This window comes from Aeromonas allosaccharophila (assembly GCF_000819685.1).
GTDB lineage: Bacteria > Pseudomonadota > Gammaproteobacteria > Enterobacterales > Aeromonadaceae > Aeromonas > Aeromonas allosaccharophila.
Map to the genome: position 1 here is coordinate 1 of NZ_CDBR01000024.1, position 15,356 is coordinate 15,356.

The following is a 15,356-nucleotide window of genomic DNA, read 5'->3' on the forward strand; positions in this document are numbered from 1 at the left end:
TAAAAAATCCGAAACCAATCAACAGGTTTCGGATTTTTACACATCAGGAGGATCGGTCAATGGATCCTTAACTGATCGGCATTACTCATCGCGAGGCCTTTTTTACAACGATAACGCAGTGGATCAGGAGGGCTGGTCACTCTTGCTGCGGGCACTCTGGGCGCCTGGCGGCAAGGGTTTTCGCGCCATCAACTCCAGCTCCAGCAGCGCATAGCGGTGCTCGATAAAGTCGTAGACGTTGTTGGAGAGCGCCAGCTTGAAGTAACTGATGGCTTCCTTGCGGTTGCCTTTACCCAGCTCGAACTTGCCCAGATAGAAGTAGGTTTCGCACAGGCGCTCGGCGAGCTCCCGGTTATCCTTCACCCCTTTCACCACGTTGCCCATCAGCTGGGAAGCGTTGATTTCACCGGTATAAAGGCGCACCAGATCCCAGTTCCAGGCATCGTCATCGTACTTGTTGAGACGCTCGCGCATCCGGCTCATGGCTGCCGACGGGTCGAGTTTCTGCTCGGCCAGATAGAGCCAGATCACCCGATAGGGATCTTCCGGCTGCGCCTCATAGAAACGCTTCATGTCGGCCGCGGCCAGCTCGGGACGATTGCCGTAATAGAGGGCGATGCCACGGTTGAGATAGGCATAGTCATAGTCCGGCGCCAGTTCGAGGGCGGAATCGAACGCATCATAGGCTTCGTCGTAATTCTGCTGCTGTACCAGATAGACGCCGATGAAGTTGTAGGCTTCGGCGAAATCCGGCTTCTCCCGCAGGGCACGGTTGAAATCGAGCCGCGCGAGGGAACGCAGGCCAACCCGATCAAACACCACGGCACGCTCATAGAACAACTCTGCCCGTTGTTCAGTGGTCAGTTCCATTTCACTGAGCATCTGCCCGAGTCGCGCCAACGCCAGCTCGCTTTGGTAGGAGACCTGCAGGGGGGTCGCCAAAACCAGTGAAGCAGGCTGCGGCTTGGGAACCTTGGGGGTGTTAACCTGACTGCTACTGCTGCAACCCCACATGGGAAGCAACAACAGGATACCAAGGAGGTATCCAATCCCTTTCCTGACGTTCAATGAACACTCCGACGCTTACGCTTGACCCCGCATATGGTAAAGGTCAACTGCCACTTTGTCATGTAGCTGTGCCCCTCTACCTCAAATAAATCAGGATTCGACAGGGTATCCGGCCTCCAGCCAACCGCGAAAACCGCCGTCTACGCTGATCACCTTGCGATAACCCATCTGTTGCAGGTTGTCCGCCGCCAGAATGGAGCGAAAACCACCGCCACAATAGAGGTAGAGCTCGGTCTCGGGAGCCGGGAACAGGGTCTCGATATCCCGCTCGATCACCCCACGGCCAAGATAACGGGCGCCGGGCAGGTGGCCCTTGGCCCACTCGCTCTCTTCCCGCACGTCAATCAGGTGAAATGTGCGCCCTTCATCCTGCCAGCGCTTGACCTGATGAACATCAGTTTCGGTGATGCGGGAGCGGATCCCGTCAACCAGTGCCAAAAAACGGGGATTGTGATGCATGACAAACTCCTGTTGCTTGAATCATGTGCGTCAGCAAACGACACGCAGAGATAAGAAAAGAGCGCCATGAGGCGCTCTTCACTGTTACGGCAGGATTTCCTGTTGGTCCGCACCCTCTTTCTCTACCTGGGTCGGCAGCATGTGCTCGCGCTTGACGCCGAGGAACATGGCAAACGAACTCGCCACATAGATGGAGGAGTAGGTACCGAACGCCACACCGATCACCATGGCCACGGCAAAGCCGTGGATCAGCGCACCGCCCTTGAGCAGCAGTGCCAGCACCACGATAAAGGTGAGGCCGGAGGTAATGATGGTACGGCTCAGGGTCTCGGTCATGGAGAGATCGAGAATGTAGTCGGTATCCCCTTTACGCACCTTGCGGAAGTTCTCCCGCAGGCGGTCGAACACCACTATGGTATCGTTCAGGGAGTAACCCACCAAGGTCATCAACGCCGCCAGCACGGTCAGGTCGAACTCGTACTGGAAGTAGGCGAACACGCCCAGGGTGATCACCACGTCGTGCACCAGAGAGAGAATGCCCCCCAGTGCCAGACGCCATTCGAAGCGCACCGCCACATAGGCCAGGATACAGAGGATGGAGGCCAACATGGCCAGCGCACCGTCTGTCGCCAGTTCATCACCCACGGAAGGGCCGACAAACTCGACGCGTTTGAGCACAGCGCCCTCGTCAAGCAGCTTGGCCGCCGCCAGCACTTCGTTACCCTGTTGTTCTACCTTGACCCCCTCTTTCGGGGTCAGGCGGAACAGCACGTCACGGCTGGAGCCAAAGTGTTGCAGGGTTGCCCCTTCAATCTTCTGCTCTTCCAGTGCGTCGTGGATCTTGTCCAGGCTCACCGACTGCTGGAACCCCACCTCGATGGTGGTACCACCGGTAAAGTCCAGACCCCAGTTCAGACCCCGATCAAACAGGAAAAACAGGGCAATCACCATCAGCACGGAAGAGAAAACCACACCCGGCTTGGCATAGCGCATAAACGGGATCGGTTTTTCAAAATGTAGAATCTGAAACATCTCTCTATCCTCAGATGGGCAGCTTGTCGATGCGCCGTCCACCCCAAGCCAGGTTGATAATGGCACGGGAAACTGTGATGGCAGTAAACATGGAGGCGGTCAGACCAATGCCCAGCGTCAGGGCAAAGCCCTTGATGGCGCCAGTACCGATACCAAACAGGATCACGCACGTGATCAGCGAGGTAACGTTCGAGTCGGCGATGGTGGAGAATGCACGATCAAAGCCCAGATGGATGGCTTGCTGAACACCGCGACCGTTGCGGATCTCTTCACGAATACGCTCGTAGATCAACACGTTGGCATCCACCGCCATACCCAGCGTCAGCACGATACCGGCGATACCCGGCAGCGTCATGGTGGCCCCCGGGATCATCGACATGATGCCGACAATCAACACCAGGTTCATACAGAGCGCCAGGTTGGCGACCCAACCGAACGCGCGGTAGTAGATCCCCATGAACAGCACGATCACCAGCATGGCCCAGCCGATGGCTTCCATACCGCTGTCGATGTTCTGTTGCCCCAGGCTCGGGCCAATGGTGCGCTCTTCCACGATCTGGATCGGGGCGATCAACGCACCGGCACGCAGCAGCAGCGCCAGGTTGTGGGCTTCGTTGGCGTTGTCGATACCGGTGATACGGAACTGGCTGCCAAGGCGCGACTGGATGGTGGCGACGTTGATCACCTCCTCCTGCTTGCGGAACTTGCGCTTGCCATCCGGACCCGGCTGACCGACCGGTTTGTACTCGATGAAGACGGTCGCCATCCCTTTACCGACGTTGTCCTTGGTAAAGTTGGCCATCTTGTTGCCACCCTGGCCATCAAGCTTGATGTTGACCTGGGGACGGCTGTACTCGTCGAAACCGGACTGGGCACCCACGATGTGGTCACCGGTCAGGATCACCCGCTTTTGCAGCACCACAGGACGACCGTTGCGATCGTTGTAGAGCTTGGAGCTGGGCGGGACACGACCATCGGCAGCGGCTTGAATATCAGCCGCCTCATCCACCATGTGGAATTCCAGGGTCGCGGTGGCACCCAGGATCTCCTTGGCGCGGGCGGTATCCTGAATACCGGGCAGTTCAACGACAATGCGCTCGGCGCCTTGCTGTTGTACCAGCGGCTCGGCCACACCCAGTTCGTTGACCCGGTTACGGATGATGGTGATGTTCTGCTCGAGGGCGTACTTCTTCACTTCCTTGATCTTGGCTTCGCTCAGACCCGCCAGCAGGATGAACTCATCCCCCTTCTGCTCGGTGGTGAAGGTCAAATCAGGGTTCTGACGACGCAGATGAGAAACAGCACGTTCCTGATCGGCTTCGTCACGGAAGATCACCTGCACCTGATCGCCGGTCCGGCGCACGCCGGAGTAACGGATCTTCTGGTTGCGCAGCTCGGTGCGGAAATCCTGCACCATCTGCTCTTGCTGCTTGGTCAGTGCTTCGGCCATGTCCACTTCCATCAGGAAGTGCACACCACCGCGCAGATCAAGACCCAGCTTCAGAGGCGCCGCACCGATGGCTTCGAGCCAGGCGGGAGTGGAAGGTGCCAGGTTGAGTGCGGTAATGAAGTTGTCGCCCAGCTTGCTGGCAACAATATCGCGCGCCTTGAGCTGGTCTTCGGTGTTCTTGAAACGGATCAGGATAAAACCGTGCTCGAATGCAGCATGTTTGACCGGGATCTTGGCCGTTTCAAGGGTCTCTTTCACCAAGTCAAGGGTATCTAGCTTGACCTCGGCACCACGGCTGGCAGACACCTGCAAGGCCGGATCTTCGCCGTAAAGATTGGGGGCTGCATATAGAAAACCGATGGCGATCACGAAGACCACCATCAGGTATTTCCACAGCGGATAGCGATTCAACACGCTGTGCTCCTTGGGAGATTAAAGGGACTGGATAGAACCCTTGGGCAGAACGGCGGAGACGAAGTCTTTCTTGATGGTGACTTGAGTCTGGTCGTTCAGGGCGATCACCAGGTAATCGCTATCGGCAGCCACTTTGGCAATCTTGCCAACCAGGCCACCGGAAGTGAGCACTTCGTCACCCTTGGACAAGGAGGTCATCAGATTGCGGTGATCCTTGGCGCGTTTGGCCTGGGGACGATAGATCATGAAGTAGAAGATCAGGCCAAACACGGCCAGCATGATGATCATTTCCATACCACCACCCTGTGCACCCGGAACTGCGCCTTCTGCATACGCCTTGGAGATAATGCTCATTTAACAACCTCTTGTTTTGATGTAGATTTGATAAAAACTTATATGTCGTTGTTATTTCACGTCTTTTTCAGCTAGCGGAGGCACAGGCTTCCCTTGCCGACGATAAAACTCTGTTACAAAGTCGTCTAATTTACCCTGCTCGATCGCGTCCCGCAAACCTTGCATTACACGCTGGTAGTAACGCAGGTTATGAATCGTATTCAGACGGGCACCGAGGATCTCGTTGCACTTGTCCAGATGATACAGATAGCTGCGGGTGTAGTTCTTGCAGGTGTAGCAATCGCAATCCGCATCCAGGGTGCTGGTGTCGTTGCGATACTTGGCGTTGCGGATCTTCACTACGCCATCTGTGGTGAACAGGTGACCATTGCGGGCGTTGCGGGTCGGCATCACGCAGTCGAACATGTCGATACCGCGGCGCACCCCTTCCACCAGATCTTCCGGCTTGCCGACACCCATCAGGTAACGTGGCTTGTCGGCCGGAATTTTCGGGCAGACGTGCTCGAGGATGCGGTGCATATCCTCTTTGGGCTCACCCACCGCCAGACCGCCGACCGCATAACCGTCGAAGCCGATCTCCAGCAGGCCGTTGAGGGAGACATCCCGCAGATCTTCGTAGACCGAGCCCTGAATGATGCCGAACAGGGCGTTCTTGTTGCCCAGCGCATCAAACTTGTCGCGCGAACGCTTGCCCCAGCGCAGGGACATCTCCATCGACTTGCGTGCTTCTTCGTAAGTCGCCGGATAAGGCGTGCACTCGTCGAAGATCATCACGATGTCGGAGCCCAGATCGTACTGGATCTCCATGGACTTCTCGGGGTCGAGGAAAATCTTCTCGCCATTGATGGGGTGACGGAAGTGGACGCCCGCTTCGGTGATCTTGCGAATGTCGCCCAGGCTGAATACCTGGAAACCACCGGAGTCGGTCAGGATCGGGCCCTGCCAGTTCATGAAGTCGTGCAGATCGCCGTGAGCGCGCATCACTTCCTGACCCGGGCGCAGCCAGAGGTGGAAGGTGTTACCCAGCAGGATCTGGGCACCGGACTCACGCACCTCTTCAGGGGTCATCCCCTTGACGGTGCCGTAGGTGCCGACCGGCATAAAGGCCGGCGTCTGTACCACGCCACGTTCGAACACCAGTTGACCGCGACGGGCACGGCCGTCGGTGGTTTTCAGTTCAAATTTCATTGCTACCTCGGCTGCGTCAGATAAACAGTCTGACAATAGGAGGGCCGCTCACGGCCCGGTAAATACGCTGAAGCTTATGCCTCAGCCTGGCGACGGGTAACGAACATGGCATCCCCGTAGCTGAAGAAACGGTAATTTTCGACCACGGCAGCCTGATAGGCCGCCATCACGTTGTCATAACCGGCAAAGGCGCTGACCAGCATGATCAGGGTCGACTCCGGCAGATGGAAGTTGGTGACCATGGCATCGACAATCTGGAACTGGTAACCAGGGAAGATGAAGATATCGGTGTCACTAAAGAAGGGCGCCAGCGGTTTGCCCTGCGCCAGGGTGACCTTGGCCGCGCTCTCCAGCGAACGGACCGACGTGGTCCCCACCGCGATCACCCGACCACCACGGGCACGGGTGGCCGCGATGGCATCCACCACTTCTTGCGGCACTTCCGCATACTCGGAGTGCATATGGTGATCTTCAATCTTATCAACCCGCACCGGCTGGAAGGTCCCCGCCCCTACATGCAGGGTGACGAAGGCCGTTTCAACCCCTTTGGCCCGAATTTTCTCAAGCAGCGGCTCATCAAAGTGCAGGCCGGCGGTCGGCGCAGCGACAGCGCCCGGCTTTTGATTGTAAACGGTCTGGTAGCGCTCCTTGTCGGCATCCTCGTCGGGACGGTCGATATAGGGGGGCAGCGGCATGTGGCCGATGGCCTCCAAAATCTCCAGCACCGGACGCGGGTCGAGGAAGTGGATCTCGAACAGGGCATCATGGCGGGCGCGCATCTCGGCTTCCACTTTCACTCCATCGGGGCCACCATCCATGATCATCCGGGTGCCCGGTTTGGGCGCCTTGGAGGCACGGACATGGGCCAGCACGCTGTGCGGGTCCAGAATGCGCTCCACCAGTACCTCCAGCTTGCCGCCGCTGGCCTTCTGGCCAAACATGCGCGCCGGAATGACACGGGTGTTGTTGAATACCAGCAGGTCACCGGGGTTGAGCTGGTCCAGCACATCGACAAATTGACCGTGGCGCAGAGCGCCAGTTTGACCATCGAGCTGCAACAGGCGGCTGGCGGTACGCTCTGCCATCGGATAGCGGGCAATCAGCTCGTCTGGCAGATCAAAATGAAAATCGGATACTTGCATCTTTCACCTCGGGGGGAATCGGCGGCTAGTCTAGTTATCCCCATCTTCCAAGGCAACCCAAAAGACCAAAAACCCAAGAGAGACAAGGGATAGCGAGCAATATTGAGACACGCCTCGGGTTAATGATTCTTTAATGATCTGTATTGACCCTGATCATGTTTTGCCAGTGGTGGCTGGGCTAGGGTGAAAGCAGATACACAAGGAGGTCCACCATGATGACCCTATCCGAAATCATGACCGAACATCCCTTCACTCTGGGTCCGGAAAACAGTGTCAAACAGGCGATGGACCTGATGCAGCAGGAGCGGATCCGCCACATTCCCATCGTCGACGAGCAGCACCACTTGTTGGGGCTGGTGACCCTTACCGATATCCTGGCCACCCGCGAATCCAAGCTGTTGCTGATCAATCCGGAGCGGGAAGCCGAGTTCACCGACAGCGTGCAACTCGACGAGATCATGACCCGCCAGGTAGCGAGTGTGGATCCCCACGCCGGTATCAAGGAGGCGGCACTCTACCTGCAGCGGCACAAATATGGCTGCCTGCCGGTACTCAAAGGACGCAAGCTGATCGGCATTGTCACCGAGTCAGACTTTATTGCCGTGGCCATCAACTTGCTGGAATTGATGGAAGAGCAGGAGCCACCCACCGACTTTTGATTGTTATTCCTGTAATTAAATTACAATAAAAGCGTTTTCAGCCGTCAAAATAGGCTGAAATTATGAAACACTTTCATTTTGATTGAAAAATTACACCAAATGCTTGCCTTGTGATCTATGTCACACTATTATCCCCCTCATGCAATAGTTGCCGAGGGGGAGACGAGGGATTGTGCACCCATTATCTTCCTCTCATATGTCTGCAAGTTTGCACACCCCGTAGTTAGTCTTTGCTGTAAAGCATTTGTTTATATAGCCATTCCTTGTTTGATGACCCGGCCCTGTCGTTACGATAGCGCCGGGATTTTTTTATCCGTGTTTTCTGCTCCCCCTTGTCAGCACATCCCCATCGCTGCGACCAGTTCCCTCAACCTCCTGCGCCACCTGTTTGCGCCACCGTTTATCTCATCGCGGCTGCACACGGCTTGCCATGCCTTGAAAAGGCGATGTACCGCACAGATATTGAACCACGACAAGGAGTTATCTCTGTACGCCAGAGATATTCATGTTAGGTACAGCCATAGTGAGCTATCTAATAAGTAGATTTAAGCGATTCAAAATTGCGGCTTTTATCGATTAACCAAAGCCCCTATGATGAATCCATCGAAAGTTAAGCGCCTCGTCTGGCAAGACTCTTCAACACCAGACCGGCATATGTACATCACCAAGGAGCAATTACATGTCTACCTACATCAACACTGAAATCAAGCCGTTCAATGCTACCGCCTACCACAATGGCAAATTCGTTCAGGTCTCTGACGCTGACCTGAAAGGCAAGTGGTCTGTGGTGTTCTTCTACCCGGCTGACTTCACCTTCGTCTGCCCGACCGAGCTGGGCGACCTTGCTGACAACTACGCTGAATTCCAGAAGCTGGGCGTCGAGATCTACTCTGTCTCTACCGACACCCACTTCACCCACAAAGCGTGGCACGACACTTCTGACACCATCCAGAAGATCCAGTACCCGATGATTGGTGACCCGACTGGTACCATCACCCGCAACTTCGGTGTGATGATCGAAGAAGCTGGTCTGGCTGACCGCGGTACCTTCGTGATTGACCCGCAGGGCATCATCCAGATCGTCGAGATCAACGCTGGCGGCATCGGTCGTGACGCTCTGGAACTGCTGCGCAAGGTCAAAGCCGCTCAGTACGTTGCCGCTCACCCGGGTGAAGTGTGCCCGGCTAAATGGAAAGAAGGCGACGCCACTCTGGCCCCGTCCCTGGATCTGGTAGGCAAGATCTAAGCCTCCCGCTTCCAAGACCGGCCCGCTTCAGGGCCGGTCTGCTTTCCGGCCCGGTTAAATGCGCCGGTCAGCGCTCTGGCCTGCGTTAAATGTGCCGGTCATCTTTCCGGCTCAAATTTCACGCCGACCCGCAATCACAAGAAGGAATTCGAAGATGTTGGATACCAACCTCAAACAACAGCTGAACACCTATCTGCAGTACATCGTCAATCCCATCGAGATCAGCGTGTCCGGCAACGACAGCGACAAATCTGCAGAGCTGCTGGCACTGGCCAGCGAGATCGCCGAGATGTCCCCCAAGATCACCCAGACCTCTGGCACTGCCGCGCGCAAGCCTTCCATGAGTGTCGCACCGCAGGGCCAAGCCCCGCGCGTTCACTTTGCCGGCATCCCCATGGGTCATGAATTTACCTCTCTGGTGCTCGCCCTGCTGCAAAGCGGCGGCCACCCATCCAAGGCCGATGCGGCCGTACAGGAACAGATCCGCAATCTCAAGGGCGAGTTCCACTTCGAGACCTATATCTCCCTCTCCTGCCACAACTGCCCGGACGTGGTGCAGGCGCTGAACCTGATGGCCACCCTGAACCCCGGCATCACTCACACCATGATTGACGGCGCCCTGTTCCAGGAAGAGGTCGCTGAACGTCAAATCATGGCAGTACCGAATGTTTACCTGAACGGTCAACCGTTCAGCCAGGGCCGCATCTCGCTGGAAGAGATCGTCGCCAAGCTCGACACCGGTGCCAGCGATCGCAAAGCCGCCGAGCTGAATGAGAAAGATCCCTACGACGTGCTGGTGGTGGGCGGTGGCCCGGCTGGCGCCGCAGCGGCCATCTATGCTGCTCGCAAAGGCATTCGCACAGCCATCGTTGCCGAGCGCTTCGGTGGTCAGGTGATGGATACCGTCGGCATCGAGAACTTCATCTCCGTGCCCTACACCGAAGGCCCCAAGCTGGCCGCGAGCCTGGAGCAGCACGTCAAGCAGTACGGCGTGGAAGTGATCACCGAGCAGCGTGCCGCCGCCATCAGCAAAGATGGCTATGTGAACGTGGATCTCGCCTCCGGCGCAACCTTGAAGAGCCGAGCCGTGATCCTGGCAACCGGTGCCCGTTGGCGCGATCTGAACGTGCCGGGCGAGCTCGAGTACCGCACCAAGGGCGTGGCCTACTGCCCGCACTGCGATGGCCCCTTCTTCAAGGGCAAGCGAGTGGCGGTGATCGGGGGTGGTAACTCCGGCATCGAGGCAGCCATCGACCTGGCTGGCATCGTCGAGCATGTGACCGTGGTGGAGTTCGCCGATACCCTGCGTGCCGATGAAGTGCTGCAGAAGAAGGCTCGCTCCATGGGCAATATCGACATCATCATGAGCGCTCGCACCACCGAAGTGATCGGTGATGGCAGCAAGGTGGTCGGCATGGATTACGAAGATCGCACCACCGGTGAGATCAAGCACCTGGCGGTAGCTGGCATCTTCGTCCAGATCGGTCTGGTGCCGAATACCGAGTTCCTCAAAGGGAGCGAGATTGCCCTGACCCGCTTTGGCGAGATCGAGATCGATACCAAGGGCGCGACCTCCCTGCCCGGCGTCTACGCCGCAGGGGATGCCACCACGGTACCGTTCAAGCAGATCATCATCTCCATGGGTGCCGGCGCCACCGCCGCACTGGGTGCGTTTGATTACCTCATCCGCAACCCTGCGCCGGAAGCGATCAAGGCTGACGCTGTGACCGCCTGATAAACCCCGCCAACAAAAAGCCGACGCCCGATGAAGTAAACATGAGCGTCGGCTTTTTTACATCTGCATCGATGCGCAATAAAAACCCCGCAGCAAATGGCGGGGTTGTTCATGACTGGGCTTAAACGACGGGCATCACTCCAGCAAGAAAACAGCCTCGATATTATCGCTTACCGTGATCTGCTGTTGTTGATAGCTGTTATCCGCCATATCCGGCGCGGGAGCAGCCATCGCCATGGCCTGCACCGCCTTCAGATTGCGACTATAGGCGGTGATGGGCGAAGCGTTGCGGTACTCCACACTGTACACCTTGCCAAGCTTCATCCCGAACGCCTTGGCCAGAGATTCAGCCTTGGTTTTGGCGTCCTCAACGGCATTCAGACGGGCCTGCTCCTTGATGACCAGCGGTGACTTCAACCCGTATTCAATCTGGGATACGGACTCAAGCCCGGCTTTGAGAGCGGTATCCATCAAGGGGCTCAATTTATCCAGTTGATAGAGTTTGACCGCCAATTGCCGCTGGGCACGGTATCCCAGCAATACTGGCTTCTTGTTCTCACCATACTGATATTCCGGAGAGACCATCAGGTTGCCAGCCTCAACATCGCTGCGCTTGATCCCCAACCCCTCCAGTTGGCTGAAAAAGGCCGCGACCTTGGTATCAACCTGCTGCTTGGCCTTGAGGCTCTGCTTATCCAGTGCAGTCACCGCCACATTGAGAGTGAGCATATCGGGTTCGGTCTTTTGCTCGGCATAACCGCTCACCACCAGATGGGGCGCTTGCGGCACTTCAATCGCCAGCAGCGGAGCACTGACAACCAGAGCGGAAAGAGTAAGAAGGGGACGCCACATAGAAAAAAACCTCAATCGGAAAGATTGAGGTCATTATGCCCGTGCCGCTAAGGGATTCATATATCGTGCAAGGGAGGGATCTGATCCAGTATCTGATTGGTCAGATCGAGGCTGATGGTGACCATGCTGCCGGGATCCTGGCTCTGGCTTGCCATATCCAGCGCCGGAGGTGTGCCACAGACCAATACCTCATCATCGAAATGGAACGAGTCCCACGACAGAACGTGTCCTTGCACCGCCTGTCCGATATCAGTGCCACCACTCGCCTCTTCCATCGGAGACCAGGCGATGATATCAGACGGTCCCAGCAAATCGTGCAACAACGGGGAGTGAAAACTGGCCAGCGGATACTCCTGCTGCCCCTGCTCATGGCCCACCAGAATCATGTTATGGGCAGACTCGGTATCCATGGCCGGCACATAGGTGATAGACGCCGCAGCAAAGTCAACATAGAGCGAGCCCGCTACATCACCGGCATCATTCTCAATCTCCATCCCATCCAGCCGATCACCCGCGATCGAGGCCTGATAGCCAAACTGACCGGCGCAGGTAATGTTCCCCTGCCCATCCCAGCTATAACGGATGCCATCAATGTCGACCCAGTTGAATGACTGCATGATTACCCCTCTCCTCTACTGCCGCTATCTTATCCATCCCCTTGAGGAAAAAACAGGGGCCAGGCAAGCCCGGCCCAAACAGGTTAATCATCAACCTTCAAGTTCAAGTTAGCCAGCAAACTATTAATTATGGCCTGTTGATCTGTGCCTCCTCCCGTCAGATCAACGCCATCAAAGTAAACCGTCTGATTAACCTGACTGCCACCCGTCGTACCATTGCTGTCTATGGTCAATACAGTTCGATTATTGGCACTGTCAAACGTAAAGTTTAAATAAGTCGCCAATGTGTTAGCAGGGGCTCCCGTAGACACATCCAGCACTGCGGATATATCGAGAATATCGCCACCGCTTCCTTTGGCGAAATCGGTAATACGGTCGATACCGCCATCAGCATCACCCGCCTGCCACTTAAAGGTGTCGCGGCCCGAGCCACCGATCAGTAAATCATCACCAGTCCCCCCGGTCAGGATATCGTTACCTTTCTGACCGTACAGAATGTCATTGCCTGAGCCGCCATCAAGGCTGTCGTCGCCTCCCTGTGAACTGTCTTGCCCGAACAAGGAGTGACTGTTGGCAACCAAGGTGCGCAGTTGGGCATTTGACAGGCCGGGATTATCCGCGACCAACTTGGCCCAGCCACCATCGCTGCCATCGGCATGGATACTATCGCCAAACAGAATGTCGTTACCGTTGCCACCGACAAGGGCATCACTGCCGACAGCCACCGGCATGAAGATCGAGCCCAAGCCATTCGTCAGATCGCTGAAGTTGGCGATCGGGACGTAACCGTCAGTCGTATTGTCAATCGCATTCAATCTGGTTGCGGACGTATCGGGCCCGCTCGTAGAGCCAAGGTCGATGCCGATGGCGTTGATCTGGATGTTGTTGACTGCAGTGGCGGAGTCCGAAAGATGCGATAGTCCGTTCATCCCCGCCTGGATCTGCGTGGTTGAGATCCAGTTACCGGTCGTCGGATCGCCATCGGTCACAAAAAGGACGATCTTGTTATCGGCAGCCGTGTCGTTGGCGACTAGCGTGTTCGCCATGGTCAACGCCGCTTGATAATTGGTATTAGATCCGCCCGGCGTCCTGGTAAGGGCATCGATTGCCGCCTTGGCATCAGACACTGTGGAATAACTCCCCACAATCTGACTGTTTGTTGCAAACGTGCCGATCTCGATCTGCAAATCGGTCACGCCGATAAATTTGTCCAAAAGCGTTTTCAACGCAGTCTTCATCTGCCCCAGCTCGGTGTAGTGTATACTGCCAGAGGTATCAATAATGAATGTCAGGTTGTACGAACCCGATGCAACTCCCCCGAGGTCACCGACCAAAACATCAGCTCCAGCACTCCCTGCGATATTGCCATCTACATCAGCAAGGTTCGGGTTCGCAATGAAGTGATCAGTAGTGCTCACACCGGCATCGCTGACATTGGTACCGACCACGAGCACCGGGTCCGGGTTGCGGAGGTCAAGGGTCAACGAAGCCTGATCCTGATCGCCATCCGCATCGGTGACCGTCACATTGAATCCAAGATCCTGTGGATCACCCACATTGGTCACACCAAGGCTAACCAAATCTACTTTTGCTTCACCGTTAGCATTGGGGGTGTACAACTCGATGTAGTCGATAAATTTGGCATTCGCCCCAGACGGGATCATCACCTCAAATGCTCCGCTAGTTGGCGTGACCTGTCCGCTTGACCAAGTGCCATCGGTATAGCGCACGACATAATCAATTGTATTGCCGCTATATCCGTTGAAGCTAATCGTAGCTACTGTCACATTCGGCCCCGAAAAAGCGGGGGGGGTATAGCCGCCTGGACCATCAAAGTCATCCACATCGGCAAAGTCGAAGCGCATAAACTCATTAGCGGTAAAGTTATTGTTGCCAACCCCCCATCCGGCCGTCGAACCATTAACCGAATCAAACGCGAGTCCGGTTGCTACAGCCCCCGCCTTCCAAGCAGCCAAGTTGAAGCCACCTGTGGCCTGCCAACCTGTCAACACAGACAATTGGCCAGACGTAGTGTTGGTCAGGATCTGCCAAGGTTGTGGGCCGGATCCGAAGGCGCTCGATCCATCAATCGGCACGGTTGTGGTCATGCCATCAAGTGGCTTGAATACCTCAACCTTATATTGGTCCGAATCAGGGATAATGGTCAGAGTGAATACCTTGGCGCCGCTGGCAGTTCGGTCGCTGCCGGTATAGGCCACCAATACCCCCGGATTGCCAGGGTCAACATAATAGCTAACCAGTTGCCCACCAGAACTCAACCCAGCGGGAACCGTATTACCGAGCAAGCTCGCAATAACTGGCTGATCAGCCCCCGATGTAAGATCGAAAGTACCAGTGAACACCGTTCCCGCCACATTCGTGACATTCAAAGCAGGTTGGACAATGCCAATGCTCGGCACGTCATCGACGATGCTGACGTTGATGGTGCCGGTGGTGGTGTTGCCGTTGGCATCGGTAACCGTGTAGTTGAAGCCCTCAACATTCGGCTCGGTGGTGACTCCGTTGTTATTGGTAGCGCCATCGTAGGTCGTGTCGAGCGTGTAGGTGTAGGTACCATCGGCGTTCAGCACCAGGTTGCCATAGTTGCCATTGCCGTTGCTGGTCAGCGTGTAGGTGTAAGGACCCGTACCGCCGGCCGGGGTGATCGCACCGTTGAAGGCTTCGCTGTTAGCCCCGGCGTCGCTGCCGCTCGGCAGGCCGGCTTCGTTGACCAGGGCTTCGGAGTCGCTGGCCGTTACCGAGACGTTATTGACGTTGATCGTCAGCGTCGTGGTCGACAGGTCGCCGTCGCCATCCTGCACGGTATAGACGAAGGTGTCGGTCTGGTTGGTGGTGACCGCATTCGGGTTGGCATCGTAGGTGTAGGTGCCATCGACATTCAGGTACAAGGTACCGTAGGAGCCAGCAATACCACTGACCGTGCCGACGCCGCCGGAAACCGGCGAAGATGTGTTGTTGCCGGCTGCGACGCCAACCACCTGCGGCGAACCGAAGCCGTCCGCCCCCGCCGTGTCGACACCGGCCGCACCGCTGGTCGTGCCAACACCGGTCAGCACGTTGCCGGTCGTGTCCGCACCTTCTGTCACGCTGTCGGTGTCCGCACGCGCCGTCGGCACGTC

General features: G+C 56.5%; 13 protein-coding genes. 3 read left to right on the forward strand and 10 right to left on the reverse strand.

Going from position 1 to position 15,356, the window contains the following annotated elements; translation table 11 throughout:
* Positions 1-123 precede the first annotated feature (123 nt).
* The 7 genes from nlpI to queA form a co-directional block, all read right to left on the reverse strand.
* Positions 124-1,068: a lipoprotein NlpI gene (gene nlpI, locus BN1115_RS05200; RefSeq protein ID WP_341833830.1), complete on the reverse strand. Its 945-nt coding sequence runs from the start codon at positions 1,066-1,068 to the stop codon at positions 124-126.
* Between the two features lie 90 nt (positions 1,069-1,158).
* The gene (locus BN1115_RS05205; RefSeq protein WP_042656347.1) at positions 1,159-1,527 is read right to left on the reverse strand and encodes a rhodanese-like domain-containing protein; all 369 of its coding nucleotides are present in this window, start codon (positions 1,525-1,527) and stop codon (positions 1,159-1,161) included.
* A gap of 84 nt (positions 1,528-1,611) precedes the next feature.
* Complete coding sequence (gene secF, locus BN1115_RS05210; protein WP_042656348.1) at positions 1,612-2,559, reverse strand: protein translocase subunit SecF; 948 nt, start codon at positions 2,557-2,559, stop codon at positions 1,612-1,614.
* Positions 2,560-2,569: 10 nt separating this feature from the next.
* On the reverse strand, positions 2,570-4,423 hold the full coding sequence (secD, locus tag BN1115_RS05215; protein ID WP_042063373.1) for a protein translocase subunit SecD: 1,854 nt from the start codon (positions 4,421-4,423) through the stop codon (positions 2,570-2,572).
* An 18-nt stretch (positions 4,424-4,441) separates the two neighbouring features.
* Positions 4,442-4,777: a preprotein translocase subunit YajC gene (gene yajC / locus BN1115_RS05220; protein ID WP_042063375.1), complete on the reverse strand. Its 336-nt coding sequence runs from the start codon at positions 4,775-4,777 to the stop codon at positions 4,442-4,444.
* Between the two features lie 51 nt (positions 4,778-4,828).
* The gene (gene tgt / locus BN1115_RS05225) at positions 4,829-5,965 is read right to left on the reverse strand and encodes a tRNA guanosine(34) transglycosylase Tgt (RefSeq protein ID WP_042063376.1); all 1,137 of its coding nucleotides are present in this window, start codon (positions 5,963-5,965) and stop codon (positions 4,829-4,831) included.
* Positions 5,966-6,039: 74 nt separating this feature from the next.
* On the reverse strand, positions 6,040-7,107 hold the full coding sequence (queA, locus tag BN1115_RS05230; RefSeq protein ID WP_042656349.1) for a tRNA preQ1(34) S-adenosylmethionine ribosyltransferase-isomerase QueA: 1,068 nt from the start codon (positions 7,105-7,107) through the stop codon (positions 6,040-6,042).
* A gap of 212 nt (positions 7,108-7,319) precedes the next feature.
* Here queA and BN1115_RS05235 point away from each other — a divergent pair, with 212 nt between their 5' ends.
* From BN1115_RS05235 to ahpF, 3 genes are all read left to right on the forward strand, one after another.
* Entirely contained in the window at positions 7,320-7,766 is a 447-nt protein-coding gene (locus tag BN1115_RS05235) for a CBS domain-containing protein (RefSeq protein WP_042656350.1), read from the forward strand.
* A 679-nt stretch (positions 7,767-8,445) separates the two neighbouring features.
* Complete coding sequence (ahpC, locus tag BN1115_RS05240; RefSeq protein ID WP_011705621.1) at positions 8,446-9,012, forward strand: alkyl hydroperoxide reductase subunit C; 567 nt, start codon at positions 8,446-8,448, stop codon at positions 9,010-9,012.
* A gap of 154 nt (positions 9,013-9,166) precedes the next feature.
* Positions 9,167-10,747 carry an alkyl hydroperoxide reductase subunit F gene (gene ahpF, locus BN1115_RS05245; protein WP_042656351.1) on the forward strand — a complete coding sequence of 527 codons (1,581 nt, stop codon included), beginning with the start codon at positions 9,167-9,169 and terminating at the stop codon, positions 10,745-10,747.
* Between the two features lie 135 nt (positions 10,748-10,882).
* On the opposite strand, the gene BN1115_RS05250 is transcribed toward ahpF, so the two are convergent.
* The 3 genes from BN1115_RS05250 to BN1115_RS05260 form a co-directional block, all read right to left on the reverse strand.
* On the reverse strand, positions 10,883-11,599 hold the full coding sequence (locus BN1115_RS05250; protein WP_042656352.1) for an SIMPL domain-containing protein: 717 nt from the start codon (positions 11,597-11,599) through the stop codon (positions 10,883-10,885).
* A gap of 56 nt (positions 11,600-11,655) precedes the next feature.
* Entirely contained in the window at positions 11,656-12,216 is a 561-nt protein-coding gene (locus BN1115_RS05255; RefSeq protein ID WP_042656353.1) for a hypothetical protein, read from the reverse strand.
* Positions 12,217-12,299: 83 nt separating this feature from the next.
* Positions 12,300-15,356: beta strand repeat-containing protein (locus tag BN1115_RS05260; protein ID WP_156135266.1), on the reverse strand; the 3,057-nt coding region annotated here is incomplete at its 5' end.

What these genes read in the sequence shown, in the direction of transcription:
- BN1115_RS05205 (WP_042656347.1), bottom strand. Translation starts at nt 1,527, where the DNA reads ATGCATCACAATCCCCGTTTTTTGGCACTGGTTGACGGGATCCGCTCC.
- secF (WP_042656348.1), bottom strand. Translation starts at nt 2,559, where the DNA reads ATGTTTCAGATTCTACATTTTGAAAAACCGATCCCGTTTATGCGCTAT.
- yajC (WP_042063375.1), bottom strand. Translation starts at nt 4,777, where the DNA reads ATGAGCATTATCTCCAAGGCGTATGCAGAAGGCGCAGTTCCGGGTGCA.
- tgt (WP_042063376.1), bottom strand. Translation starts at nt 5,965, where the DNA reads ATGAAATTTGAACTGAAAACCACCGACGGCCGTGCCCGTCGCGGTCAA.
- queA (WP_042656349.1), bottom strand. Translation starts at nt 7,107, where the DNA reads ATGCAAGTATCCGATTTTCATTTTGATCTGCCAGACGAGCTGATTGCC.
- BN1115_RS05235 (WP_042656350.1), top strand. Translation starts at nt 7,320, where the DNA reads ATGATGACCCTATCCGAAATCATGACCGAACATCCCTTCACTCTGGGT.
- ahpC (WP_011705621.1), top strand. Translation starts at nt 8,446, where the DNA reads ATGTCTACCTACATCAACACTGAAATCAAGCCGTTCAATGCTACCGCC.
- ahpF (WP_042656351.1), top strand. Translation starts at nt 9,167, where the DNA reads ATGTTGGATACCAACCTCAAACAACAGCTGAACACCTATCTGCAGTAC.
- BN1115_RS05250 (WP_042656352.1), bottom strand. Translation starts at nt 11,599, where the DNA reads ATGTGGCGTCCCCTTCTTACTCTTTCCGCTCTGGTTGTCAGTGCTCCG.
- BN1115_RS05255 (WP_042656353.1), bottom strand. Translation starts at nt 12,216, where the DNA reads ATGCAGTCATTCAACTGGGTCGACATTGATGGCATCCGTTATAGCTGG.